The organism is Mesorhizobium sp. M0184, from assembly GCF_040322215.1.
GTDB lineage: Bacteria > Pseudomonadota > Alphaproteobacteria > Rhizobiales > Rhizobiaceae > Mesorhizobium.
This window is the reverse complement of sequence record NZ_JAMYSZ010000001.1, coordinates 568,189-592,383: the sequence shown is the minus strand read 5'-3', so window position 1 is coordinate 592,383 and position 24,195 is coordinate 568,189. Positions and strand designations below refer to the sequence as shown.

Here is a 24,195-nt window from a genome sequence, read left to right as displayed (position 1 = left end):
AGGACCCATCACCTTCCGACACGGATTGCAGCACTTCCTGTCCATCGCCCATGGATGGGCGCTTCGAAATGTGTGAATCGCCTAGCACAAGACGAGGGGAGAAGGGGGGCTGGTCACACCGTCAGTGCCTCTACTGCGCGCATGACGCCGCGCAGTTCGGCGAGGCCCTTCAGGCGGCCGATGCAGGAATAACCGGGGTTCACCTTCTTGCCGATGTCGTCGACGATGGCGTGGCCATGGTCCGGACGCATCGGCACCTGCCAGTCCGCCCTGCCTGCCGCCTTGCGCCGCCGCTCTTCGCCAATCAGCGCCGACACGACCGCCACCATGTCGGTGTCGCCGTCGAGGTGCTCGGCTTCGTGGAAAGAGCCGTCTGGCTCCTTGGTGACGTTGCGCAGATGGGCGAAATGGATGTTTTCGGCGAAGGCCTTTGCCATTGCCGGCAGATCGTTCTGCGCGCCCGCGCCATAGGAGCCGGTGCACAGTGTCAGCCCGTTTGCCGGCGAAGCGACGGCGTCGAGCAGCGCGCGGGCATCGGCTGCCTTGGAAACGATTCGCGGCAGGCCGAACAGCGAAAAAGGCGGATCGTCGGGGTGGATCGCCATCCTGAGGCCGGCCTCTTCGGCCACCGGCACGATCTCGCGCAGGAAGGCAAACAGGTTTTCGCGCAGGCCTTCGGTGGAGACGTCCTTGTAGAGGTCGAGGGCGCGGCGGAAGCTTGCCCGATCGAAGATGAATTCGCGCGCCGGGACCCAGCCGATCAGGTTGCGCTCCAGCCTTGCCTTGTCGCTGTCGCTCATCCCTTGCAGTCGCACACGCGCGGCCTCGACGCGGGCCGGTGGGTGATCGGCCTCCGCCCCTTCTCGCTCAAGGATGAAGACGTCATAGGCGCAGAGCTCGACGACATCGAAGCGCAGCGCCGTGCCGCCATGCGGCATCGGGTAATCGAGGTCCGTCCGCGTCCAGTCGGTGATCGCCATGAAATTATAGCAGACGGTGTTGATACCGGCGGCGGCGACGGCGCGGATCGAGGCCTTGTAATTGTCGATCAGGCTGCGCCAGTCGCCGCTGCGGGTCTTGATGTCCTCGTGCACGACGATGCTCTCGACCACGTCCCAGGTCAGCCCTGCTGCCTCGATCTCGGCCTTGCGCCTGGCGATCTCGTCTGCCGGCCAGGCGCGGCCGTCGTTGAGGTGGTGCAGCGCGCTGACGATGCCGACGGCGCCGGCCTGACGGACATGGGCAAGCGTCACCGGATCGTCTGGCCCGAACCAGCGCCAGGTCTGTCTCATGGCTTCTCACTCCCTATGCCAAGCGCCGCGAAGGCAGCGGCAGGTCCGCCCCGCCGCAGGCGCTCGAGATGGGCTGCCGTCAGATCGATCAGTGTCATGCGGTGGGAATGGTCCTTGGCGAAGCCGGCGAGATCGAATATCGCTGTCACCGTTTCATCAGCCGGCCGGCTGCCGAGCGCCGTAAGCCGAGTGTCGATCGGATCGGTAAAATGGGCTTCCGGCAAGGTTTTGCCGCGCGCCTCGCAAGCGGCGATCCAGGCCGCCACCACCAGCATGAGATGCGCGGGCGGGTCGCCGGCGCCCAGTCGATCGAGGGCCGAGGCGACGATGCGCTGCGGCAGCTTCTGGCTGCCGTCATTGGCGATCTGCGCCGTGCGATGGGCGAGCGCGGTGTTCGAATAGCGTTCGGCGAGCTGGGCCGTGTAGCCGGCCGTATCGAGCCCGGCGTCCTGCGGCAGCGTCGGGATGGCCTCGGCCCATAGTCCGTCGACGAATTGCCGGATCGCCGGATTGGCAAAGGCGCGGTCGACCGTGTCGTAGCCGCTGAGCAGGCCGAGATAGGCGATTGCCGAATGCGAGCCGTTGAGCAGCCGCAGCTTCATGTCCTCGAAGGGCCCGACGTCGCCGACCATGGTGACGCCGAACTTTTCCCAGGCCGGCCTGCCAGCCGGGAAATCGTCTTCGACCACCCATTGGCAGAACGGCTCGGTCATCACCGGCCAGGCATCCTCGACGCCGAGCTCGACGGCGATACGCGCTCGGTCGGCGTCGGTGGTCGCCGGCACGATGCGGTCGACCATGCTCGACGGAAACGCGACGCCGTCGGCAATGTGTGCGGCGAGCCTGGCATCGCCTGAAGCGGCGAGCCTGGCATCGCCTGAAGTGGCGAGCCTGGCATCGCCTGAAGTGGCGAGCCTGGCATCACGCAGTGCGGCGAATTCGACCAGCAGGCGGTGCAGCGTGGCGCCATTGGCCGGAAGGTTGTCGCAGCAGAGCACGGTGAAAGGCTGGATGCCGGCGGCACGGCGGCGCGACAGCGCCTCGGTCAGGAAACCATGCGCCGTCCGTGGCATTTGCGGGTTGGCCAGATCATGGACGATCTCGGGGTGGGTATTGTCCAGGCCGCCGCCGGCTGCCCTCAAATAGGCCTTTTCGGTGATCGTCAGCGTGACGATGCGGGTGCGCGGATCGGTCAGGGCGGCGAGCACCGCAGCCGGATCTTCCGGCGCCACCAGCAGCGACAGGATCGAGCCGACGACGCGCAGCTCTTCGCCGATGCTGCTCCTGATCGCCAGCGTGTAGAGCCCATCCTGCGGCGCCAGTGCGTCGCGCGTGTCTGGACTGCGCAAGGACACGCCGACAATGCCCCAGTCCGCCTCTCCCGCCGCCAGGCAGTCGTCGACATAGGCCGCCTGGTGGGCGCGGTGGAAGGCACCGACGCCGAGATGGACGATGCCAGGTGCGACGCCGCCGCGGGCGTAGCGCGGGGCCGCGACCGAAGCCGGCAGTGCCTTCAGCGTGCTGTTGGAAAGGCGTCTATTGGTCATTGCGCCACGTGTCTGATCGAGATTGTTGGGTCACTGCTGGCAGGCGGCGTAACACCCGATGCCGTCACGCACAATGGGCAATGGCCGACGAAAAGTCATCATACAACAACCAAGTTTTTGTATGTTGACATTATTTCTTTCCAACCGTACCGATGTCCGGATTGGGAGGATTTGCGTGGCCGCATTGACGGATCCGGACTTGCTGTTTGCCGCCGAGGCCCGCCCGCGTTCGCTGGCCCGCGATCTCTATGCCGCGGTCAAGGACCTGCCGATCGTCAGCCCGCACGGCCACACCGATCCGCGCTGGTATGCGCTCAACGAGGCGTTTCCCGATCCGGCGCAGTTGCTGATCGTGCCGGACCACTACATTTTCCGCATGCTGTTCAGCCAGGGCGTTCGGCTTGAGGAGCTTGGTGTGCCGACGCTTGACGGCTCGCCGGTGGAAACCGACGGCAGAACGATCTGGCGGTGCTTCGCCGAGCATTATTACCTGTTCCGCGGCACGCCGACCCGGCTGTGGTTCGACCATGTGCTTGCCCATCTGTTCGGCATCGACGAGCCGCTGACGGCCGCAACCGCCGACCGCCATTACGATATGATCTCGACCTTGCTGCAGTGGGAGAATTTTCGCCCGCGAGCGCTGTTCGAGCGCTTCAATATTGAAGTCATCGCAACGACCGAAGGCGCGCTCGACGATCTCAGATGGCACCAGATGATCCGCGACAGCGGCTGGGAGGGCCGCGTCGTCACCGCCTATCGGCCGGATGCGATCGTCGATCCCGACTTCGAAGGGTTCTCGGCCAATCTCGACCGGCTTGGCGAGATCACCGGCTGCGATACCGGCAATTGGGCCGGCTATCTCGATGCGCATCGCCAGCGGCGCGCCTTCTTCAAGAGCTTTGGCGCGACTTCCTCCGATCACGGCCATCCGACGGCCGAAACCGCCAATCTCTCGGATGCCGCCGCGCAGGAGCTGTTCAACCGCATCCGCCGGGGCTCGGACGACGAGCGCGAGCGAAAGCTGTTCCGCGCCCAGATGCTGACCGAGATGGCCAAGATGAGCCGCGACGACGGGCTGGTCCTGCAGATCCATCCCGGCTCCTGGCGCAATCATTCGCCTTCTATCTTTCACAGGTTCGGCAGGGACAAAGGCTTCGATATTCCGACCCGAACCGACTATGTGACGGCGCTGAAGCCGCTGCTCGACTGCGTCGGGCTGGAGCGCGACCTCACCATCATCCTCTTCACGCTCGACGAGACCAGCTATGCGCGCGAGCTGGCGCCGCTCGCCGGCGTCTACCCGGCATTGAAGCTCGGGCCGGCCTGGTGGTTCCACGACAGCCCCGAAGGCATGCGCCGGTTCCGTGAGATGACCACCGAAACCGCCGGTTTCTACAACACCGTCGGTTTCAACGACGACACCCGCGCCTTTCCATCCATACCGGCCCGCCATGATGTGGCGCGCCGGGTCGATTGCGCTTTTCTGGCGCGTCTCGTCGCCGAGCATCGGCTCGGCGAAGACGAGGCGCACGAGCTGGCGCAGGAACTTGCCTATACGCTCGCGAAAAAGGCGTACCGGCTCTAACGGCGCTTGCCGCCATCGTCCAAACGGGAGGAAACCAATGCTGCATTTTTCAAGACTGGCGGGAGCTACGCTACTTGCCGCCGCACTGCTGGCCGGATCGGCAAGCGCCAAGACGGTCCTGCGCTCGTCCGACACCCACCCGGACGGCTATCCGACGGTCGAGGCGGTCAAATATTTCGGCGAGCTGGTGAAGGAGCGCACGGCCGGCCGCTATGTGGTCGAGATCTATCCTTCCGCGCAACTCGGCGAGGAAAAGGACACGATCGAGCAGGTGCGCACCGGCGTGATCGATCTCAACCGCGTCTCGATGGCGCCGTTCAACGGGCTCATCCCGGAGACCACCGTGCCCTCGCTGCCCTACATCTTCCGTTCGGAAGAGCATATGCACAAGGTCATGGACGGGGCGATCGGCGACCAGATCGCGGCGGCGTTCGACCAGGTCGGGCTGGTGCTGCTCGCCTTTTACGACGGCGGCTCGCGCTCCTTCTACAATTCGAAGAAGCCGATCAACACCGTGGCCGACATGGCCGGCATGAAGTTCCGCGTCATCCAGTCCGACATCTTCGTCGACATGGTGGCGGCACTCGGCGCCAATGCGACGCCGATGCCGTATGGCGAGGTGTATTCGGCGATCGAGACCGGGGTGATCGACGGCGCGGAGAACAATTTTCCGAGCTACGACACCGCCAAGCATGCGGAAGTCGCCAAGTACTATTCACTCGACGAGCACACGATGGTGCCGGAAGCCTTCGTCATGGCGAAGTCGAGCTGGGACAAGCTGACGCCGGAAGACCAGGCGATCTTCAAGGCGGCCGCCAAGGAAAGCGTCGCCAAGCAGCGCGAGCTGTGGACCGCCAAGGTCAAGGAATCGCGCGCCAAGGTCGAGGCGGCCGGTTCGCAGATCACGACGCCGGACAAGCAGCCCTTCATCGACGCGATGGGGCCGGTCTACGAGAAGCACGTCAAGGACGGCAAGCTGAAGGCCATGGTCGAAGCCATCAAGGCCGTGCAGTGATCAAGCGGCGGCGCGGACATTCCGTGCCGCCATCCTCCTGGGGAGAAAACCGGTGACTTCCAGCCCAAAACCAACACCGCTCCTGTCCGGCGTCGCGCAAGTGATGTCGCGCGTCAGCACGGCGGCGCTGTCGATCGCCGGCATCGGGCTGGTGCTGATGACCGCCTTCGTCGCCTGGCAGGTGTTCGGCCGCTATGTTCTGAACCGCTCGCCGAGCTGGACCGAGCCCGGCTCGGTGATGCTGATGAGCTGGTTCATTTTCCTCGGCGCTGCCGTCGGTGTGCGCGAGAACTACCATCTTGGCTTCGACGTACTGCTCTACGTGCTGCCGAAAGGCGGCAAGCGCTGGCTGCGGATGATTTCGGATCTTGTCGCGCTCGCCTTCGGCATCGGCATGATCTGGTATGGCAGCCAGCTGGTCGCATTGACCTGGGGCTCCGTCTTGCCGTCACTCGGCATATCGGGGGGCTGGGACTATGTCCCGCTTGTCGCGGGAGGCGCGCTCATCGTGCTCTTCACGCTGGAGCGCATCGTGCTTCGCCTCTCCGGCGCGCCGATCGACGATGCCCTCGATGAACTGCCGCCGGCCGAAGTCGCGGCCGAACTCGACACCGCCAACGTGAAGGTCTGACGCCATGGAACTGTGGATTCTCTTCGGCGTCTTCACCCTGCTGATGCTTATCGGCACGCCGATCGCTTTCTGCCTGGGCGTCGCAAGCCTCGCCACCGTCCTCTATATGGGCCTGCCGCCGCTCATCGTGTTCCAGCGCCTGAATTCCGGCATGAGCGTCTTTTCGCTGCTGGCCATTCCGTTTTTCATCTACGCCGGCGACTTGATGGTGCGCGGCGGCATCGCCAGCAAGATCGTTGCCTTCGCTGGCTCGCTCGTCGGCCATTTGCGCGGCGGCCTCGGTCAGGTCAACATTGCAACCGCTACACTGTTCGGCGGCATTTCCGGCTCAGCGGTTGCGGAGGCAGCGGCGGTAGGCGGCCTGATGATCCCGCAGATGAAGGCGCGTGGATATGGAGCGGACTACGCCGTCAACGTCACGTCGATGGCGGCACTGATCGCGCTGCTGCTGCCGCCGTCGCACAACATGATCATCTACTCGATCTCGGCAGGCGGAAAGATCTCCATCGCCGATCTGTTCACGGCCGGTATCATCCCGGGCCTGCTACTGGCCCTGTCGCTGATGGTCACCGCCTATATCGTGGCGCGCTCCCGCGGCTATCCGACCGAGGCGTTTCCGGGCTTCACCGCGGTCGCGCATCTTTTCGCCGTCGCCGTGCCCGGCCTGCTGCTGATCGCGATCATCTTCGGCGGCGTGCGATCGGGCGTCTTCACCGCCACCGAGAGTTCCTGTATCGCCGTCATCTATGCGCTGCTCGTGACCGTCTTCGTTTACCGGCAGATGACCTGGGAAGGGTTCGTTCATGCCACCCATGGGGCCGTGCGCACCACGGCCATGGTGCTGCTCATCATCGGCATGGCGGCGGCGTTCTCGTGGCTGATGGCCTTCCTGAAAGTGCCGGCAGCGTTGATCGCCTCCATGAACGCGATCTCGGACGATCCGCTGGTTGTGCTTCTCCTGCTCAACCTCTTGATGCTGTTCCTCGGCACGTTCATGGACATGGGGCCGACGATCATCATTTGCACGCCTATCTTCCTGCCCGTGGCGCAGGCCTACGGCGTCGATCCGGTGCATTTCGGCGTCATCATGATCCTCAATTTCGGCATTGGGCTGAACACGCCGCCGGTGGGCGCAGTGCAGTTCGTGGCGTGTGCCGTGGGCAAGATATCCGTCTGGGAATCGATGCGCTCGATCTGGCCATTCTATGGCGCAGGCCTCGTGGTGCTGGCGCTCGTCACTTACATTCCGGCCATTTCGCTATGGCTGCCGAGCGTCTTCAAATAGGGGGTGCGACATGGCATCGGACACTGCCGTCGGGCTCCGCGTCGAACGAAGACCGAAGCTTTCGGAAACCGTCGTCGCGGCGATCCGCAAGCAGCTGCAGGCGGGCGAGATCCAGCCTGGGCAAAAGCTGCCGACCGAGGGCCAGCTGACGGAAACCTTCGGGGTCAGCCGCACCGTGATACGCGAGGCGCTGGCCAAGCTTGCCGCGGACGGCCTGGTCGAGCCGCGCCAAGGCGCCGGCGTTTTCGTCACCGAGCATATCTCGACAGCGTTCGGTGCTCTGGCAGCGGAGATGGGCAGCAAGGATTCGATTGCCCTCAACGTGCTCGAAGTCAGGTTGGCGATCGAGATCGAATCCGCCGGGCTCGCCGCCATCCGGCGCAACGCCGCGCAGGAAGCGGCAATCCAGGAAGCCTTCTTCGAGTTCGAACGGCTGCTCCTCAACAGCGAGCCGACGGGACCGGCCGACCTTGCCTTCCACCGCGCAATCGCCAGCGCCACCAACAATCCGTTCTATGTCGAGATGCTCGACGTGCTCGGCCGGCGCGCCATTCCTTGCGATGTGACCTCGCCCTGGTCGACCGAGTTCGCACAGTCCGACGCCTACCAGCGCGGCCTGCAGCGCGAACACCTGATGATCCTCAACGCCATCTCGGCAGGCGATGCAGAAGCGGCGCGGGAGGCGATGCGCGGGCATCTCGGTGCCAGCCAGCAGCGCTATCGCGAGCGCCTGCACGCGCGCCAGGTTTTTTATGCCGACTCGGTCAAGGCCGCGGCAACTGAATAAGCAATTGAGGCAGCCCCATGGGACAGCAATGAATCACACTGACAAGCATACGGATTTCACCTCCCGCTTCGCCATCGATCCTGTTTCTGCCGCGGCGATGGGCACGGACGAGCTGCGACACAATTTCCTGATCGAGGACTTGTTCCAGCCCGGCCGCATCAGCCTGACCTACACCCATTACGACCGCATGATCGTCGGCGGCGCCATGCCCGCCGGCGCACCGCTGCCGCTGCAGGCGATCAAGCCGACCGGGACCAAGAATTTTCTCGACCGCCGTGAGATGATCATCGTCAACATCGCCGGTGCAGGCGTCGTGAAAGCCGGCGGCCAATCCTACGAGCTGCAGGCGCGCGACATGCTCTATCTCGGCATGGGCACCGATGAGGTGTCGTTCGCTGCGACCAATCCGGCTGAGCCGGCTAAGTTCTACCTGCTCAGCGCGCCGGCGCATCAGGGCCACCCCAACCGGCTGATCCGCATCGGCGATGCCAAGCGGCTCGATCTCGGCAGCCAGGCAACCTCCAACGAGCGCTCGATCTTCCAGTTCATCCATGCCGATGGCGTAAAGACCTGTCAGCTTGTCGTCGGCATGACGCAGCTTGCCCCCGGTTCGGTCTGGAACACCATGCCATGCCATGTGCATGACCGGCGCATGGAAGCCTATCTCTATTTCGACCTGCCGGAGGCGGCGCGGGTGTTTCACTTCATGGGCGAACCGGACGAAACGCGCCATCTCGTCATGCGCAACGAGGAGGCGGTGCTGTCGCCGGGATGGTCGATCCATTCGGGCGCCGGCACCTCGAACTACGCCTTCATCTGGGCGATGGCCGGCGACAATGTCGACTATACCGATGTCGACCTGGTGGCGATGGAGGAGCTCAAGTGAGCGACCTCTCTGCGTTCAGCCTTGCCGGCAAGCGCATCCTCGTTACCGGCGCCAATACCGGCATCGGCCAGGGCATCGCCGTGTCGATCGCCCGCGCCGGTGGCGCGGTGGTCGGCGTCGGCCGGTCGGCGATGGACGAGACGGCGGAGAGGATTGAAGCGGCCGGCGGGCGCTTCGAGGCGGTCCGCTGCGACCTTGGCGACGATGCCGCCGCCCAGGCGATGCTTGACCGCGTCTGGGACGACACCGGGCCGCTCGACGGCCTGGTCAACAATGCGGGCATCATCCGGCGTGCCGATGCGGTCGACCTCACCGAAGCCGACTGGGATGACGTCATCGGCGTCAATCTGAAGACGGTGTTCTTCCTCAGCCAGAGTTTTGCCAGGCGCGTGCTTGCCGAATCTGGACGGCGCGGCAAGATCGTCAACATAGCTTCGGTGCTGAGTTTCCAGGGCGGCATCCGCGTCGCCTCCTACACCGCCTCCAAACATGGCGTGCTCGGCATCACACGGCTGCTGGCGTGCGAATGGGCGGCAAAGGGGATCAACGTCAACGGCATTGCGCCGGGCTATATCGAGACCAACAACACCGAGGCGCTGCGCACCGATCCCGACCGCAGCGCTTCGATCCTGGCGCGCATTCCGGCCGGCCGCTGGGGCGCGCCGGAAGACATCGGCGACGCAGCCGTCTTCCTGCTGGCGCCAGCGTCCAACTACATGCACGGCGCGGTGGTGCCGGTGGACGGCGGCTGGCTGGCACGATGAACAACAAAAGGTGAGAGTTTGGCGATGACCGGAACCAAAATCTTCTCGCATGCCGGCGAGGCTGCGTGGACGCCGACGCCGGATGGCAACCGCAGGCGCGTGCTCCTGCACACCGATGAACTGATGATGGTCGAATTCGGTTTCGACAAGGGTGGTGTCGGTGCATTGCACTCGCACCCGCATGTCCAGGCGAGCTACGTCGCCGAAGGTCGCTTCGAAGTCACCATCGACGGCAGGACCGAGGTCCTGGAAACCGGCAGCAGCTTCATCGTTCCTTCCAACCTTGTCCATGGCGTCAAGGCGCTGCAGGCGGGACGGCTGGTCGACAGCTTCACGCCACACCGCGCCGATTTCCTCGACTGAGCTGCGGGCCCGAAGATCAGGCAGCCGGTTCTCAGAAAAAAACCCGCGCCTCCGGAGAGACGCGGGCGTGTTGCCTGGGCGCTTGTGGCGCCGCGGTACTCAAAACATCACCGCAGAACCTGAACCTGCCGAATGATAGTGAAGATAGGATTAACCGCTCCGAGGCGGTGCGATATTCACAGCCAAAGCGAATAGGGGCTGGAACGACGGCCTCATATCGGCCAATGAGAGAGAAGTTCGCCTCAGGCGGTGCCGCGGACAGGACCAGAGGGGTCGATAAATGTTCGAATCTGCTGTCCAGGCAATCACCTGGCGATTCGCCGGGGAATTTCGGCAGGTCGTATCCCCGAAAGTTCTGTAATGCAGGTAGCAGCGAGCATCCCGGCAGAGGATTCCAAGCGGCGCGTCCTGAAGGATGTATTCGGCTTCGATGATTTTCGTCTCGGCCAGGCGGCCGTGATGGAGGCGCTGCTGGCCGGGCATCATGTGCTGGCTGTCATGCCGACCGGCGCCGGCAAATCGCTCTGCTACCAGGTCCCGGCGCTGGTGCTGGGCGGGCTCACCATTGTCGTTTCGCCGCTGGTGGCCCTGATGCAGGATCAGGTCGCCGCATTGCGCCTTGCCGGCGTGGCGGCCGATACGATCAATTCCTCGCTCGACCGCGATGCCAATGTCGCTGCATGGCGCCGTGTCGCGGCAGGCCAGACGCGCCTGCTCTATCTTGCACCGGAGCGGCTAATGACGGTGCGAATGCTCGAGGCGTTGACCAAGCTCGATGTCCGGCTGATCGCCATCGACGAGGCACATTGCATCTCGCAATGGGGACCGGCGTTCCGGCGCGAATACGAAGAATTGTCGAGACTACGTGATATCTTCCCGAAAGTGCCGATCATTGCGCTGACGGCGACGGCGGACGAGACGACGCGCACCGACATTGCCGCGCAACTGTTCGACGGGCGCGTCGATACCGTGGTGCTCGGCTTCGACCGGCCGAATATCAAGCTAAGCATTGAGCCCAAGCAGGACAGCAAGCGCCAATTGCTCGGCTTCGTGCAGCGCCATGCGGGCCGCAGCGGGATCGTCTATTGCCTGTCGCGCAAAAAGACCGAAGAGATGGCGGCGTTCCTCGAGCGCAACGGCGTGCGCGCGCTCGCCTATCATGCCGGCATGAGCAAGGACGCGCGTGAAGCGAATCAAAACGCTTTCATGACCTTGTCCGGCGTGGTGATGGTGGCGACCATCGCCTTCGGCATGGGGATCGACAAGCCGGACGTCGCCTATGTCTTCCACACCGACCTGCCGGGCAGCTTGGAGGCCTATTATCAGGAAATCGGGCGGGCGGGCCGCGACGGGCGGGCGGCCGAGGCACATATGCTGTTCGGTCTCGGCGATATACGCATGCGCCGGCTTTTCATCGAAGACGAGGATGCGCCAGCTGAGCACAAAAGGCGCGCGCATGGCCGACTCGATACGCTGATCGGTTATTGCGAGACGACGCAGTGCCGCCGTCAGATCCTGCTTGGCTATTTCGGCGAAAGTGCTTCGCCTTGCGGCAATTGCGACAACTGCCTCGACCAGGCGCCGCATGCGGATGGCGAGGCGGAGGCGCGGATCATCCTGGCGGCGATCGCACAGACCGGCGAGCGCTTCGGCGTCGCCCATGTCGTCGATGTGCTGCTCGGCCATGAGACCGAGAAGGTCCTGGACAGGAACCACCACAGGCTTGCCAGCTTCGGCACCGGTGTGGCGCATAAAAGGAGTTTCTTGCTGTCGCTGCTCCGCCAACTCGTCGCGGGAGGGTTCCTGACATTGGACTCAGCCGGCCATGGCGGCCTCGCCATTGCCGAGAAGGGCCGTGCGCTGGCTCGGGGCGAGGCTTCATTCCGGTATCGCGTGGACGCGCGCCAGTCATCGCGAGGCAAGATACGTCCTGAGGATACCGCAGCAGGCACGGAAGGTCTGGATTCGGCGCTGCTGGCCGCGCTCAAGGCTGTACGGCTGCGTCTTGCCCGGGAACGCCAGGTGCCGGCCTTCGTGATCTTTTCGGATCGTACACTGATCGATATGGCCGAACGCTGCCCGCGTGATCTGGACGCCTTCGCCGCGGTCAACGGCGTCGGCGCCGCCAAGCTCAAGGATTTCGGCGAGATATTCCTCGGCGCGATCGCTGCGCATCAGTCCGGTTAGTCTTAGGGCCCTGGAGCCGCCGCCTGGTGCAGTTGAAGAACTACGGCTTGCCAATCTGGCCAGCCATCCAGCAGTGTAACAATAAGCTGTGCGCACAGCTCCTCGGTTGACCGAAGGGTGGCGGCCCGGGCGTTCCAACCGTCCGCTGACTTGGGCTCTTTGAGTGAGCCCGTATGGACGGCTGCAGACCGAAGCTTGTAGGCATCTCGAACTAAACTAAATATCCGCGAACGATCGGCAGCGTCACGCCCCAACAACCAAGCGGCACGCTGAGCAATCTTGAAGGTAATCTCGCTGTTGTCGCCGCTGCCGTCGTGCATCAACAGCATCTCCAGGCAAACGCCAAGATCTGTCACCTTCTCGACCTGATCGGATCGACCCCGGGCCGATGCAAGTCGCTCAATGGCTCGAACTATTACCGGTTCAGAAGGTCTAGCCATCGCCTTCATTACAGCGGCTACCTGCGCCACGCGTTCTATGCCCAAGGTAACGGTTGGCTTAACACCTGAGCCTACGGATACCATGCTGCCACCTGTCATGTGGGGCCATCCAGAATCGTCGAAGTAGACATAGCGAGCATCCAGCCCAGGTGCTGCGCCGCCACCTACGATCAGTCCCTGAATTGCCCTCTTGATCAGTATTTCGGCAGGGTCTTCCGGTGAGGTTAGAAAGTCGGACGGCGGGCCATCGAAGATCACTCTGCGATCCACGTCGCGAACAACAATCGCAGCCGTCGGACGCTCCGTAAAAAGAAGCTGACGATCGTCAAGCGAGGCAAAGGCCCAAAACCAGGCGTCGGTCTTGGCCAGAGCCTCCGCAGGTTCAATGGTGAGGCCGGCACCGAGATCGATTACGCTTTCGAGTCGTAGGCCTAGTACAGCCTGAACGGTGACAACCGTAGATTGCTTCGTTTGAGCAATCCGCCTGAGGCTAAATGCAATTTCGTCCGCATTAGCCCCATGTATAGCACGATCAACCAGATAAATGCTCGTCGCGTCATGGGAGAAGCCACCAGCTCTATTCAATCCTACGAAGTGCATTCCCTCTAGTGCAGCGACGTCGGGAATTGCCATCAGTTTAGCCCTTACGGGGCCAACTAGCGCCTCGGGTATATGGGCCCAACTGGCGCGTCCATCGTTGGGCGCCGATAGCACGATGGGAGATGCCTTTTTAGCCGCCGTTTCGATTGTGCGGGCAAGCTCTTCGTATGCCGAATCGAGTTCTTCATCAGTCATCTGGAGACCTTAATCATAAAGCGCGGCTGGGCATCTCTTGGAAGCTCAGACACATTCAAAGATGCAGCCACAGGTGTATCCTGCGCCTCAATCAGGCCGTTGTCGTTTTCCTCGGTTTGGCCGTGTCGCCGAGACCGAAGCCGTGACTGTGAGGTGACCGAATTCATGGAGCCTTCGAGCCTCGGCTCAATGCCGCGTGCTGTGACATCGATTCTGCCTTCGCCTCGCAGGCTCTCACTCCGGCGCCGCAATCAGCATCTGCTTCGTCTCACCGCTGCAATCGCAGCCTCCTGCTGCCGCAAGCGCTCGATCTTCGCACTCTGGCGGGCAGCCACGGTCGAGGCGACACGCTGCCCTCCCAGCAGCCAGCCCGGAATGTTGGTGTGGACGACTTTGCCACGAGCGATGGCTGTCGCCGACATTTCGTCGGCGACAGCGCCGATCGCCACGTTGAGCTCGACGCAACTCATCTTGTCGTATTTCGCAGCATCAAAGGATGCCGGCAAAGGCGATGCGCAACTTCCGACAAACATGAGGCTGCATATCAGAGGCGTGGACGTGGAGATCGCCTTCATTCCCTTATCAAGCACATTGATGCCGGACGGGCGGATTTTCGGAGGGTTCTCGATCTAGGGCCGCGAAGCACTCGCGAGGTTCCGCGTAACTGAAGCATGTGACCTCTACAATACTCTGTGCTGACCGACCTGTTTGTCTTCAAAGAATTCCGAGAGAGCCGCTGCCGTCTTGTCGGGGTGCTCTTCCGGGAAAAGTGCCCGCCTTGGACAGCGCATCCTGCCACTCTGTCGGCCCATTTCCTCCAGATGGCCAGCGGCCCGCCTTCTTGCGCATACCAGTTCTCCAGGGCGCCTTCGCCACTCCATAGCGCCAGTAGCGGACAGTCGATGCGACGACCGTTTGCGCGGTCCAGCGCGTCATGTTCACGATCGATCGTCGCAGCGGCGCGATACTCTTCGCAGATGGCATGAATATGCGCGGGATCGCGAAGCGCATCAACATAGGCGTTCCTGACCTCTTTGGAGACCATTTTCGCCGACGATCCCCAGTGCGTAATTGCATCGTCGACGACAGCATCGGGAGCCGCGCCGATCAGACGCTCCGGCAGGGGCTCCGGCTGCGCAAGAAGGCTCCAGGGCCAGAAGCCGAGCGCCAGTCTGGCATCCGCCCAATCCCACGTTGCGGCGGTGGGGATGATGTCGAGGACGGCGATTTTGAGCACTTTGTCGGGATGGTCGAGCGCCAGGCGATAGGTAACCCGCCCGCCGCGATCATGCCCGGCAACCATGAACCGCTCAAACCCCAGCTGCTTCATGGCCTGAACCATGTCGCCGGCCATGGCGCGTTTGGCGTATGGGCTATGATCGGCAGAGGAAATCGGACATCCGCTTTGCCCATAGCCTCGAAGGTCGGCGGCGACCACCGTGAAGCGGAGCGCCAAGGCTGCGGCGATATCCCTCCACATCAGATGCGTTTCTGGAAAACCGTGAAGAAGCAGCAGCGGCGGACCGGTGCCTCCGACCCTTGCGAAAATCGTCGTATCGTCCAGTCGTAGGCTGGTGGCTCTGAACCCTGCAAACACCGTCAGCTTCCTCCGCGCCCTTAGGAAAGCTCCCTAAGGGCGCTAACGGCCGCCTGGGGCGAAAAACCCGGCCGCGATGGCCAGGGTTCAAGCCGGCCAGTTGCTAGAATCGAAACCAGACCCAGACGCGCCTGCGGAAGCACCGCCTGCGCCGATAGCCATTTCGCCAGTAAACGCGACAGACCCTTCTCCAAGCGCGCCGGCGGCGCCGGCGCGGCCGGTGCCACCGGCGATGATAGACTGGTTGCAACTCTGCTTGAGTTTCGTCGTCGTCGAAGGTCTCGACATCCGGCGCCTCGAGTTCATCGAGAATGCCGCTTCTGGCAGTTGGAACGCCGGCCACTGCGTTGATTGGCCGAACTGTGCTTGCAAGGGCCGCGGCCCCGGCAATGCCAAACATTCCTGTCAAAAATAGTCGCCGATCCATGGAAACCTCCCAGTCTTCAACCAGCGATAGAACAAGCTAACGATGGGGAGATAGCGCAGTCGGTGCAAACGCCTAGTGCCGCACGGCGATTGGCGGTGGTCCGGTCGGCCGGAGGGTGTTGCCTCGTCCTCGAAGTGGGATGGCTACCTCGATCGACAAACACCCGGAGTTTTCTGAATGGATGGCGGGCCGAAAACAATGAAGATCGAATGATGTCTACGCCATAGCCACGCAATTTCACGCTACTCGCGTTGCAAGGAGGCTTGACTGCCATCCTACCAGAAGGTAGGTAGAAGCATGAGCAACTTGTCTACCACCTCTGATGACATCCTGGCTTGTGCACGTTCACTGATCGTCGCTGGCGGCTACAACGGTTTCAGTTATGCCGACATTGCTGAAGTGGTCGGGATCCGTAAGGCGAGCATCCATCACCATTTCCCAAGCAAGGTCGATCTGGTTCGGACGCTGGTTGCGCGGTATCGCGAAGAAACTGAAGCGGGGATGGCAAATGTCGAACTTCACGAATCCGATCCGCTCGAACAGTTGCGGATCTATGCCGGGTATTGGGAAGCCTGCATCGCGAACGCCAGCGCCCCATTTTGTATCTGCGCGCTGTTGGCAAGCGAGCTCCCCGTGCTGCCCGAGGAAGTTAGCCTTGAGGTCCGGGCGCATTTCCGCTCGCTGTCGGCGTGGCTTACATCGGTGCTGGAGCGCGGTGCGCGGCACGGCCAATTTCGACTGATGAGTACCCCTCGTGCCGAGGCTGAAGCGTTCATGGCGACTGTCCACGGCGCGATGCTTTCGGCACGGGCCTATGACGATCCGAAGGCATTCGGCGTCGTGACAGGCCCGCTCCTGGAGCGGCTCCGCGCTTCCCCCCGGATACGGGCCTAGATCTCAACTAACCATACTAGCAATCACTCTGCGACGTTCGTCGAGAGTCCCTACCTACTAGTCGAAAGGACGATCCAATGACGGTTCACAGTGGCGATCTTTCCCGCGCCAGCCAGGAACAATGGCTCAAGCTTTATTACTTCGCTCGGACGGCGTTCTCGGCTGTCTGGGTGGCGGCTGCCTTTGCGGTGGGACAGAATTCCGGGGTGGTCGCGGCGGTTTTGCTCGTGGCTTATCCTGCATGGGATGCCCTGGCCAATTTTGTCGACGCATCGCGCAGCGGAGGATTGGGACAGAATCGCACCCAGACCATCAACGTCGTGGTCAGTGTGGCGACAACGCTCGCGGTCATTGTTGCGCTGAAGATGAGCATGAATTGGGTGCTCGGCGTGTTCGGCCTATGGGCGATCCTGTCCGGCCTGCTTCAACTCGGCACCGCCGTCCGCCGTTGGAAGAGCTCTGGTGCGCAGTGGGCGATGATCCTGAGCGGAGGGCAATCGGCACTGGCAGGCACGTTTTTCATCGCGCAGGCGCGGATGCCGATGCCGCCATCGATCTCCAACGTGGCCGGCTATGCCGCAGTTGGCGCCCTCTACTTCCTGGTTTCGGCGGTGTGGCTGAGCGTGAGCCAATTGCGGCGGAAGGCTGCATAGGCCCGCGATCTTAAGCCATTACCGGCGCGATGAGAGATGCTGTTACCTATGGGTCCGGAATGGACCATTCCGAAAAGTGGCGGAGAGGGAGGGATTCGAACCCCCGATGGGCTTGCACCCATGCCGCATTTCGAGTGCGGTGCATTCGACCACTCTGCCACCTCTCCGCGGTCATGGTCCGCCGTTGCCGGCGCGGCGCACTAGATAACGGCTGGACAGGCAGGTTACAAGGGCCAATCTGCCCCGGCGCCGCAGCTTCTGTCCGTGCTTCCTTCGAGGCTCCGGTAGGCGCTGCTCGATATTTGCAAGGACTGGGCTCAACCCGTTTGCAGCTTGCCCGCGGCGCTTGCCTTGACTCAAGCCGAACCTTCGGTTAGGGACAGCGCGCAATCGGCGTGGAGGGATCTTCCGCGCCGCTTGTTTTTTGAACCCGCAGACTGACAAAAAGACGGCCGAACCGCCTGTGGCGGTTCATCAAGGCCGACCGAACAGCGAAAGGCAAAAAATGTTCGCAGTCATCAAAACGGGCGGCAAGCAGTATCGCGTTGCCGCCAACGATCTCCTGAAGATCGAAAAACTCGAAGCCAATGTCGGCGACATCGTCGAGATCGGTAATGTGCTCGCGCATGGCGAGGGCGAGAACGTCACGTTCGGCGCGCCGTTCGTCGATGGTGCGATGGTCACCGCCGAAGTCGTCGAGCAGGGCAAGAACCGCACCGTCATCGCCTTCAAGAAGCGTCGCCGGCAGAATTCGCGCCGCAAGATCGGCCATCGCCAGCTTTTGACCACCGTCAGGATCGCCGAGATCCTGCTGGGTGGCGCCAAGCCGGCGAAGAAGGCCGCCGCCAAGACCGAGGCGAAGGCCGAGGTCGCCGCCAAGACCGAGGCGAAGGCTGAAGCCGCGCCGAAGGCCGAAGCGAAGGCAGAGGCTGCGCCGAAGAAGGAAGCCAAAGCCGAGACGACCGAGGATAAGGCTGCCGAAGCCGCCGCGCCGTTGTTCAAGGCGCCGAAAGGCGAGCCGGATGACCTGACCGTGATCAAGGGCATCGGCCCGGTCGCCGCCGGCCAGCTCAACGAACAGGGCATCACCACCTTTGCCCAGATCGCCAAGCTGTCCGACAAGGACGTCGCCAAGATCGACGAGCACATGCCGTTCAGCGCCGACCAGATCAAGGACTGGCGCGAGCAGGCCAAGGAATTGGCGAAAAAGTAGAACGAACCGGCGCAATCGTCGCCGGATCGGACTTGAAACGGAACGCGAACGCGTTCATAAGATCGTTTAGGCGCCTCGCGGCGCATCGGAGTAGTTAGATGGCACACAAGAAAGCTGGCGGATCGTCGCGCAATGGTCGCGACTCCCATTCCAAGCGGCTCGGCGTGAAGAAGTTCGGCGGCGAAGCCGTGATTCCGGGCAACATCATCATTCGTCAGCGTGGCACGACGTGGCATCCCGGCACCAATGTCGGCATTGGCACGGACCACACGCTGTTTGCGCTGGAAGCTGGCGCAGTCACCTTCAACAAAAAAGCCAATGGCCGAACCTACGTATCGGTGAACCCGATGACGAAGGCAGCGGAGTAGCCGGTTCCGCAAGAGAACACCGGCACCCATCTCGGGACCGGTGTCTGGCCAAGCCAGGAAATGGATCAGGGGAGATGGGTTTCCATCTCCCTTTTTTCTTGCCTGGAGGACTGACATGGTTGCCGAAGCGGAAGCGACAGACGACGAAAGTTACGCGATAGATTGCCCGGTCCTGATCACCGAGCGGCTGGTCATGCGGCCCCCGCGTGAGAGCGATATCGAGCAATTGGTGGCGCTCGCCGATAACCGCCACGTCGCGGAAATGCTGGCTCGCATGCCGCATCCCTATGGCGAGGCGGAGGCACGCGCTTTCCTGGCCATGACGGCATCGCGCCGGGCCGGAATCGCCTATGCGTTGACGCTGGCCGGCACCGAGACCTTCGTCGGCTGTGCCGGGCTCAACACTACGGATCGTGGGCTGGAGCTCGGCTACTGGATCGGCGAGCCGTACTGGAAACGCGGCTACGCGACGGAAGCAGCGCACGCACTGGTCGACCTTGCCTTCCAGAGAACCACGATCCAGGTGCTGCACGCCTCGACCCGGGTCATCAATCCGGCCTCGCGCCGGGTCATCCACAAATGCGGCTTCCAGTATGCCGGCCAGGGCATGCTGAATTCGATCGTTGCAGGCCAGGTGCCGGTCGAGCGCTACCGCCTCGATCGCAAGACCTGGACCAGCCTGCGGAACTGGGTGCATTTTTGATGGATGCGGCTCACGCCATCTCGAGCCAGACCGGCAAGTGATCCGAACCGGCCGCTTGCCGGTCGACCCACAGGCGCCTCAGCGATTTGGCAAGCGAGGCGCTGGTGAAGATGTAGTCGATGCGCTTGTAGCGGCTGGTATCGCCCGGCCGCTTGGGGTCGACCCAGGTGACGAGATCGGCGCCAGCGGCGCCGAGGCGCGTGGCGGCATCGACGGCGAGGTCGGCGGTCACCGGCATGCCGAATTCATGGTCAGCCTGGCCGGCGAGTTCGACATGTTCCGGCGATCCGGCCAGCATGTTGAAGTCGCCCATGACGACGAAAGCTTCGGGACAAGGCAGCTCAGGCAAGCCGATCTCGGCGACGCCGGAGAGCCCGCCGCCCTCGAGCGGGTATTTCAACAGACGCTGGCGCAGAAAGCGGATCTGGCTCAGCCGTTCAACCGGGCTGCGATGGTCGAGATGGGTGGAATAGAAGCGGATCGGACCAAGCGGCGTTTCGACCAGCGCCTCAAGCGCGCCGCGCTGGAAGTTCATCGCCTCGACACTGCGGCTACGCGGCAAAAGGAGATTGCGCGACAGATGGATCGGCGTCCTCGACAGCACCATGTTGCCGAGCTGGAAGGTGGTCGTGATGGCGCGGCCGTTCTCCAGGCGCGAGCCGGCGTCGGCTTCGAAATTGCTGCCGTAGACGGCAAAATAGTCGGGCAGCGCCTCGCCGAGCTCGGCCACCATGTCGCGGCCGCCATTCTTCGGGTTGGCGCGGGTGACCTCCTGCAGCGCGATCACGTCGGCGCCGCGCACGGCATCGGCGATACGGCCGACATCATAGCGGGCGTCGAGGCCGACGCCGTAGTGGATATTGTAAGTTACCAGCTTCATTCCGACATCTCGCGCTTGGAAAGCCGAGGATCGATTTTCGGCAAGGGTCAACCAAATGGTACGCGTCCAGAGCTACGCGCGACGTTACAGTAGCAAAAACGGCCCTCGCCCTTCGACCCGCCTTGGTTTAGAGCAATCCCGCAAAGCCAATAGCAGAAACCATACAATCCGATGAAATTTCTCGATCAAGCCAAGGTCTACATCCGCTCCGGCGACGGCGGCGCCGGTTCGGTGTCGTTCCGGCGCGAAAAGTTCATCGAGTTCGGCGGCCCGGACGGCGGCGACGGCGGTCGCGGCGGCGATGTATGGGTCGAGGCGGTCGATGGGCTGAACACGCTGATCGACTATCGTTACCAGCAGCATTTCAAGGCCAAGACCGGGACGCACGGCATGGGCCGCAACATGACCGGCGCCAAGGGTGCCGACGTAACGCTGAAAGTGCCGGCCGGAACACAGGTCTTTGCCGAGGACAATGAGACGCTGATCTGCGATCTGACGGTCGTCGGCCAGCGCTTTCTGTTGGCCAAGGGCGGCAATGGCGGTTTCGGCAACCAGCACTTCAAGACCTCGACCAACCAGGCGCCGCGCCGCGCCAATCCCGGACTGCCGGGCGAAGAGCTCAACATCTGGCTCAGGCTGAAGCTGATCGCCGATGCCGGCCTTGTCGGGCTGCCCAACGCCGGCAAGTCGACCTTCCTGGCGGCGGTCACCGCGGCCAAGCCGAAGATCGCCGACTATCCCTTCACCACGCTGCATCCGGGCCTTGGCGTGGCCCGCATCGACGGTCGCGAATTCGTCATTGCCGATATTCCGGGCCTGATCGAAGGCGCGCATGAAGGTGTCGGCATCGGCGACCGCTTCCTTGGCCATGTCGAGCGCACGCGTGTCCTTCTGCATCTTGTCTCGGCGCAGGAAGAAAATCCGGCCAATGCCTACAAGACCGTGCGTGCCGAGCTCGAAGCCTACGGCAATGGGCTGACCGACAAGGTCGAAATCGTCGCGCTTTCCCAGGTCGACATACTCGATGCCGACGCACGCAAGAAAAAGACCGCCTCGCTGAAACGTGCCGCCGGCCGCGCGCCGATGCTGCTTTCGGCGGTCACCGGCGAAGGCGTCGAGGCGGTGTTGCGCGCGCTGATCGCTGTGGTGGCCGATGCACGCGAGGCTGTCGCTGCGCCGGTCGAGACGCGCTGGAACACATAGCCATGGCCGCGCAATCGCTGAAAAATTATCGGCGCATTGCCGTCAAGATCGGCTCGGCGCTGCTTGTCGACCGCACGACGGGCCTGAAGCGCGACTGGCTGGCCTCGCTTGCGGACGACATCGCCGTGCTGGCCAATGGCGGCGCCGAAATTCTCGTCGTGTCTTCGGGCGCGATTGCACTTGGCCGCACCATTCTCGGCCTCGGCAAGCGGGCGCTGAAGCTCGAGGAGAGTCAGGCGGCGGCCGCCGTCGGGCAAATCGCGCTGGCCGGCGCCTGGTCGGATGCGCTCGGCAAGAATGGCTTGAAATCGGGCCAGATCCTGCTGACGCTCGGCGACACCGAAGAGCGCCGCCGCTATCTCAACGCGCGGGCGACGATTTCGACACTGCTCAAGATGAAGGCGGTGCCGGTCATCAACGAGAACGATACGGTGGCCACCTCCGAAATCCGCTATGGCGACAACGACCGGCTGGCGGCGCGCGTCGCCACCATGATGGGCGCCGACCTTTTGGTGCTGCTCTCCGACGTTGACGGGCTCTACACGGCACCGCCGGCGCGTGACCCGCAAGCTCGATTCATTCAGGTCGTCGACCGCATCACCCCCGACATCGAAGCGATGGCGGGTGCCGCTGCTTCGGAATTGTCGCGCGGCGGCATGCGCACCAAGCTCGACGCCGGCAAGATCGCGACCGCCGCCGGCACCGCCATGATCATCACATCGGGCACGCGGCTGTCGCCGCTGCTGGCAATCGAGCGCGGCGAGCGTGCCACCTTCTTCCGGCCGAGCGCCAATCCGGTCAAGGGCTACAAGACCTGGATCGCCGGGCAGCTCGAACCGGCCGGCCGGCTGACCGTCGATGCCGGCGCCATCGGCGCGCTGCTCTCCGGCAAGTCGCTGCTGCCGGCCGGGGTCAAACTGGTCAGCGGCAATTTTGCGCGTGGCGACACGGTGGCGATCCTGTCGCCCGAGGGCCGCGAGATCGCGCGCGGGCTGGTTGCCTATGATGCCGCTGATGCCGTAAGGATCGCTGGCCTGAAGACGGCCGAGATCGAAACCGTGCTCGGCTACGAGGCGCGTTCGGCGATGATCCACCGCGACGATCTTGTGGTGAGCCATGCCGGTGGCGAGCAAGTAGTCGGTGACCAGGTTACATAGCGGAGGATGAGCCATGCTGACGCTGCATGAAAAATCCCGGGATGATACCGTGGCGCTGATGGCCGATATCGGCCGCCGCGCGCGTGCCGCGGCCCGCCCGCTGGCCATAGCTGCGGCCGAGCGCAAGCACGCGGCGCTGATCGGCATGGCTCAGGCGATCCTTCGGCATGAGCAGGACATCCTCGACGCCAATGCCATCGACATCAGAAATGGCAGGGAGGCTGGCCTATCGGCAGCGTCGATGGATCGGCTGAAGCTCGATCCCGCCCGCATCCGCGCCATGGCAGACGGTATCAGCGAGATCGCCGGGTTACGCGATCCGGTCGGCGATGTCATTGCCGCATGGGACCGGCCGAACGGGTTGCATATCGAACGGGTGCGCACGCCGCTCGGCGTCGTCGGCGTCATCTATGAGAGCCGGCCTAACGTGACCGCCGATGCCGGCGCGCTCTGCCTCAAGGCGGGCAATCCGGTGATCCTGCGCGGCGGCTCGGATTCGGCGAATTCTTCCGCCGCTATCCATGCCTGCCTGGTCGAGGGGCTGAAGGCAGCCGGGCTGCCGGAGGATGCCATACAATTGGTGCCGACCACCGATCGCGCCGCCGTCGGCGAAATGCTGAAAGGACTTTCCGGCAATCTCGAGGTCATCATTCCGCGCGGCGGCCGCAGCCTGGTCGAGCGTGTGCAGAACGAGGCACGGGTGCCGGTCTTCGCGCATCTCGAGGGCATCTGCCATCTCTATATCGACCGATCGGCCGATCTCGACATGGCGGTCAAGATCGCGGTCAATGCCAAGATGCGGCGCACCGGGGTGTGCGGTGCTGCCGAGACGCTGCTGGTCGACCGTGCCGCCGCCGGCACGCACCTGGGGCCGATCCTCGAGGCCTTGCGGGCGGCAGGCTGCGAGATCCATGCCGATGCCGAGGCGCTGAGGCTTTATGCCGATGCCCAGCCCGCGACCGATGCAGACTGGGTGACCGAGTATCTCGATGCCATCATTGCGGTGAAGCTGGTCGACGGCATTGGCGGCGCCATCGAGCATATCGAGACGTTTTCCTCGCATCACACCGAGGCGATCATCGCCGAGGACGCCACAGCGGTCGACCGGTTCTTCAACGAGGTCGATTCGGCGATTCTTCTGCACAACGCCTCGACCCAGTTTGCCGATGGCGGTGAGTTCGGCATGGGCGCCGAGATCGGCATCGCCACCGGCAAGATGCATGCACGCGGGCCGGTCGGCGTCGAGCAACTGACCTCGTTCAAATATCGCGTGCGCGGGTCGGGACAGGTGAGGCCTTGAAACTGTTCTCAGTCAGAGCCTGAGACGTGCGCCCAGCCACCCCCCTCTGTCCTGCCGGACCCGGCCCTTCGCTGTCGCTCCGGGCGTTCGTCGTTCGGAAAGCCAAGCAATTGGCTTTCCGTCCGCTACGCGGACCACGCCTCACCCCCCTCAGGGGGGGAGATTGGCTGTCATTTCTGATTTCGCCAATCGGCGGCGTTGCAAGATTTGCGCCTGCGATGAA

The 24,195-nt window shown here is 63.3% G+C and carries 22 protein-coding genes, 1 tRNA gene and 1 pseudogene; 17 read left to right on the top strand and 7 right to left on the bottom strand.

What is annotated here, in order from left to right; translation table 11 throughout:
- Positions 1-113: 113 nt before the first annotated feature.
- Together uxuA and NKJ23_RS03040 are read right to left on the bottom strand one after the other, a co-directional pair.
- Positions 114-1,292, bottom strand: coding sequence for a mannonate dehydratase (uxuA, locus tag NKJ23_RS03045; protein ID WP_352678070.1), 1,179 nt, complete (start codon positions 1,290-1,292; stop codon positions 114-116).
- Positions 1,289-2,839: a mannitol dehydrogenase family protein gene (locus NKJ23_RS03040; protein WP_352678067.1), complete on the bottom strand. Its 1,551-nt coding sequence runs from the start codon at positions 2,837-2,839 to the stop codon at positions 1,289-1,291. The genes uxuA and NKJ23_RS03040 overlap by 4 nt, the downstream gene beginning before the upstream one ends.
- Before the next feature lie 175 nt (positions 2,840-3,014).
- Between NKJ23_RS03040 and uxaC the strand changes: the two genes are divergently transcribed.
- From uxaC to recQ, 9 genes are all read left to right on the top strand, one after another.
- Positions 3,015-4,424: a glucuronate isomerase gene (uxaC, locus tag NKJ23_RS03035; protein ID WP_352678065.1), complete on the top strand. Its 1,410-nt coding sequence runs from the start codon at positions 3,015-3,017 to the stop codon at positions 4,422-4,424.
- A gap of 37 nt (positions 4,425-4,461) precedes the next feature.
- Positions 4,462-5,439, top strand: a complete 978-nt coding sequence (locus tag NKJ23_RS03030) for a TRAP transporter substrate-binding protein (RefSeq protein WP_352678062.1) — start codon at positions 4,462-4,464, stop codon at positions 5,437-5,439.
- A 103-nt stretch (positions 5,440-5,542) separates the two neighbouring features.
- On the top strand, positions 5,543-6,070 hold the full coding sequence (locus tag NKJ23_RS03025; protein WP_023719697.1) for a TRAP transporter small permease: 528 nt from the start codon (positions 5,543-5,545) through the stop codon (positions 6,068-6,070).
- Positions 6,071-6,074: 4 nt separating this feature from the next.
- Positions 6,075-7,355 (top strand): TRAP transporter large permease, encoded by a 1,281-nt coding sequence (locus tag NKJ23_RS03020; RefSeq protein ID WP_023678089.1) that lies wholly within the window; start codon positions 6,075-6,077, stop codon positions 7,353-7,355.
- Positions 7,356-7,365: 10 nt separating this feature from the next.
- The gene (locus NKJ23_RS03015) at positions 7,366-8,142 is read left to right on the top strand and encodes a FadR/GntR family transcriptional regulator (protein WP_023678088.1); all 777 of its coding nucleotides are present in this window, start codon (positions 7,366-7,368) and stop codon (positions 8,140-8,142) included.
- Positions 8,143-8,170: 28 nt separating this feature from the next.
- On the top strand, positions 8,171-9,028 hold the full coding sequence (kduI, locus tag NKJ23_RS03010; protein ID WP_352678059.1) for a 5-dehydro-4-deoxy-D-glucuronate isomerase: 858 nt from the start codon (positions 8,171-8,173) through the stop codon (positions 9,026-9,028).
- The gene (gene kduD, locus NKJ23_RS03005; protein WP_352644661.1) at positions 9,025-9,792 is read left to right on the top strand and encodes a 2-dehydro-3-deoxy-D-gluconate 5-dehydrogenase KduD; all 768 of its coding nucleotides are present in this window, start codon (positions 9,025-9,027) and stop codon (positions 9,790-9,792) included. Before kduI ends, kduD begins: the two co-directional genes overlap by 4 nt.
- Positions 9,793-9,816: 24 nt before the next feature.
- Positions 9,817-10,155 (top strand): cupin domain-containing protein, encoded by a 339-nt coding sequence (locus tag NKJ23_RS03000; RefSeq protein ID WP_352636897.1) that lies wholly within the window; start codon positions 9,817-9,819, stop codon positions 10,153-10,155.
- A gap of 360 nt (positions 10,156-10,515) precedes the next feature.
- Entirely contained in the window at positions 10,516-12,342 is a 1,827-nt protein-coding gene (recQ, locus tag NKJ23_RS02995) for a DNA helicase RecQ (protein ID WP_352678055.1), read from the top strand.
- A gap of 2 nt (positions 12,343-12,344) precedes the next feature.
- Here the strand turns inward: recQ and NKJ23_RS02990 are convergent, their stop codons facing one another.
- The 3 genes and pseudogenes from NKJ23_RS02990 to NKJ23_RS02980 all read right to left on the bottom strand — a co-directional run bounded on the left by NKJ23_RS02990 (position 12,345) and on the right by NKJ23_RS02980 (position 15,174).
- Positions 12,345-13,577 carry a hypothetical protein gene (locus NKJ23_RS02990; RefSeq protein ID WP_352678052.1) on the bottom strand — a complete coding sequence of 411 codons (1,233 nt, stop codon included), beginning with the start codon at positions 13,575-13,577 and terminating at the stop codon, positions 12,345-12,347.
- Positions 13,578-13,828: 251 nt separating this feature from the next.
- On the bottom strand, positions 13,829-14,047 hold the full coding sequence (locus NKJ23_RS02985) for a hypothetical protein (RefSeq protein ID WP_352678049.1): 219 nt from the start codon (positions 14,045-14,047) through the stop codon (positions 13,829-13,831).
- Between the two features lie 210 nt (positions 14,048-14,257).
- Positions 14,258-15,174: pseudogene (locus NKJ23_RS02980) on the bottom strand (alpha/beta fold hydrolase).
- A 724-nt stretch (positions 15,175-15,898) separates the two neighbouring features.
- Between NKJ23_RS02980 and NKJ23_RS02975 the strand changes: the two are divergent.
- Positions 15,899-16,495, top strand: coding sequence for a TetR/AcrR family transcriptional regulator (locus tag NKJ23_RS02975; RefSeq protein ID WP_352678046.1), 597 nt, complete (start codon positions 15,899-15,901; stop codon positions 16,493-16,495).
- 77 nt (positions 16,496-16,572) lie between these two features.
- Entirely contained in the window at positions 16,573-17,148 is a 576-nt protein-coding gene (locus tag NKJ23_RS02970) for a DUF308 domain-containing protein (RefSeq protein WP_352678044.1), read from the top strand.
- A gap of 77 nt (positions 17,149-17,225) precedes the next feature.
- Here NKJ23_RS02970 and NKJ23_RS02965 read toward each other — a convergent pair.
- A tRNA-Ser gene (locus NKJ23_RS02965) sits at positions 17,226-17,315 on the bottom strand.
- Positions 17,316-17,653: 338 nt separating this feature from the next.
- Between NKJ23_RS02965 and NKJ23_RS02960 the strand changes: the two genes are divergently transcribed.
- The 3 genes from NKJ23_RS02960 to NKJ23_RS02950 all read left to right on the top strand — a co-directional run bounded on the left by NKJ23_RS02960 (position 17,654) and on the right by NKJ23_RS02950 (position 19,432).
- On the top strand, positions 17,654-18,361 hold the full coding sequence (locus NKJ23_RS02960) for a 50S ribosomal protein L21 (protein WP_352678041.1): 708 nt from the start codon (positions 17,654-17,656) through the stop codon (positions 18,359-18,361).
- A gap of 98 nt (positions 18,362-18,459) precedes the next feature.
- The gene (rpmA, locus tag NKJ23_RS02955) at positions 18,460-18,729 is read left to right on the top strand and encodes a 50S ribosomal protein L27 (RefSeq protein ID WP_023678077.1); all 270 of its coding nucleotides are present in this window, start codon (positions 18,460-18,462) and stop codon (positions 18,727-18,729) included.
- A 115-nt stretch (positions 18,730-18,844) separates the two neighbouring features.
- Complete coding sequence (locus NKJ23_RS02950) at positions 18,845-19,432, top strand: GNAT family N-acetyltransferase (RefSeq protein WP_352613307.1); 588 nt, start codon at positions 18,845-18,847, stop codon at positions 19,430-19,432.
- Between the two features lie 10 nt (positions 19,433-19,442).
- Here NKJ23_RS02950 and NKJ23_RS02945 read toward each other — a convergent pair whose 3' ends face one another.
- A complete protein-coding gene (locus tag NKJ23_RS02945) occupies positions 19,443-20,312 on the bottom strand; it encodes an endonuclease/exonuclease/phosphatase family protein (RefSeq protein WP_352678038.1) in 870 nt (289 codons plus the stop codon).
- Positions 20,313-20,483: 171 nt separating this feature from the next.
- On the opposite strand from NKJ23_RS02945, the gene obgE reads away from it, so the two are divergent.
- Genes obgE through NKJ23_RS02930 form a run of 3 tightly spaced genes read left to right on the top strand, consistent with a single transcriptional unit; the run spans position 20,484 to position 23,972 of the window.
- Positions 20,484-21,515, top strand: coding sequence for a GTPase ObgE (gene obgE / locus NKJ23_RS02940; RefSeq protein WP_352450880.1), 1,032 nt, complete (start codon positions 20,484-20,486; stop codon positions 21,513-21,515).
- Positions 21,516-21,517: 2 nt separating this feature from the next.
- The gene (proB, locus tag NKJ23_RS02935; RefSeq protein WP_352454943.1) at positions 21,518-22,672 is read left to right on the top strand and encodes a glutamate 5-kinase; all 1,155 of its coding nucleotides are present in this window, start codon (positions 21,518-21,520) and stop codon (positions 22,670-22,672) included.
- Positions 22,673-22,685: 13 nt separating this feature from the next.
- Entirely contained in the window at positions 22,686-23,972 is a 1,287-nt protein-coding gene (locus NKJ23_RS02930) for a glutamate-5-semialdehyde dehydrogenase (protein ID WP_352678034.1), read from the top strand.
- Positions 23,973-24,195: the final 223 nt, after the last annotated feature.

Coding starts and splice junctions, on each gene's coding strand:
- uxuA (WP_352678070.1), bottom strand. CDS start 1,292: ATGAGACAGACCTGGCGCTGGTTCGGGCCAGACGATCCGGTGACGCTT.
- NKJ23_RS03040 (WP_352678067.1), bottom strand. CDS start 2,839: ATGACCAATAGACGCCTTTCCAACAGCACGCTGAAGGCACTGCCGGCT.
- NKJ23_RS03030 (WP_352678062.1), top strand. CDS start 4,462: ATGCTGCATTTTTCAAGACTGGCGGGAGCTACGCTACTTGCCGCCGCA.
- NKJ23_RS03025 (WP_023719697.1), top strand. CDS start 5,543: ATGTCGCGCGTCAGCACGGCGGCGCTGTCGATCGCCGGCATCGGGCTG.
- NKJ23_RS03020 (WP_023678089.1), top strand. CDS start 6,075: ATGGAACTGTGGATTCTCTTCGGCGTCTTCACCCTGCTGATGCTTATC.
- NKJ23_RS03015 (WP_023678088.1), top strand. CDS start 7,366: ATGGCATCGGACACTGCCGTCGGGCTCCGCGTCGAACGAAGACCGAAG.
- kduI (WP_352678059.1), top strand. CDS start 8,171: ATGAATCACACTGACAAGCATACGGATTTCACCTCCCGCTTCGCCATC.
- NKJ23_RS03000 (WP_352636897.1), top strand. CDS start 9,817: ATGACCGGAACCAAAATCTTCTCGCATGCCGGCGAGGCTGCGTGGACG.
- recQ (WP_352678055.1), top strand. CDS start 10,516: ATGCAGGTAGCAGCGAGCATCCCGGCAGAGGATTCCAAGCGGCGCGTC.
- NKJ23_RS02990 (WP_352678052.1), bottom strand. CDS start 13,577: ATGACTGATGAAGAACTCGATTCGGCATACGAAGAGCTTGCCCGCACA.
- NKJ23_RS02985 (WP_352678049.1), bottom strand. CDS start 14,047: ATGAGTTGCGTCGAGCTCAACGTGGCGATCGGCGCTGTCGCCGACGAA.
- NKJ23_RS02975 (WP_352678046.1), top strand. CDS start 15,899: ATGAGCAACTTGTCTACCACCTCTGATGACATCCTGGCTTGTGCACGT.
- NKJ23_RS02970 (WP_352678044.1), top strand. CDS start 16,573: ATGACGGTTCACAGTGGCGATCTTTCCCGCGCCAGCCAGGAACAATGG.
- NKJ23_RS02960 (WP_352678041.1), top strand. CDS start 17,654: ATGTTCGCAGTCATCAAAACGGGCGGCAAGCAGTATCGCGTTGCCGCC.
- rpmA (WP_023678077.1), top strand. CDS start 18,460: ATGGCACACAAGAAAGCTGGCGGATCGTCGCGCAATGGTCGCGACTCC.
- NKJ23_RS02950 (WP_352613307.1), top strand. CDS start 18,845: ATGGTTGCCGAAGCGGAAGCGACAGACGACGAAAGTTACGCGATAGAT.
- NKJ23_RS02945 (WP_352678038.1), bottom strand. CDS start 20,312: ATGAAGCTGGTAACTTACAATATCCACTACGGCGTCGGCCTCGACGCC.
- obgE (WP_352450880.1), top strand. CDS start 20,484: ATGAAATTTCTCGATCAAGCCAAGGTCTACATCCGCTCCGGCGACGGC.
- proB (WP_352454943.1), top strand. CDS start 21,518: ATGGCCGCGCAATCGCTGAAAAATTATCGGCGCATTGCCGTCAAGATC.
- NKJ23_RS02930 (WP_352678034.1), top strand. CDS start 22,686: ATGCTGACGCTGCATGAAAAATCCCGGGATGATACCGTGGCGCTGATG.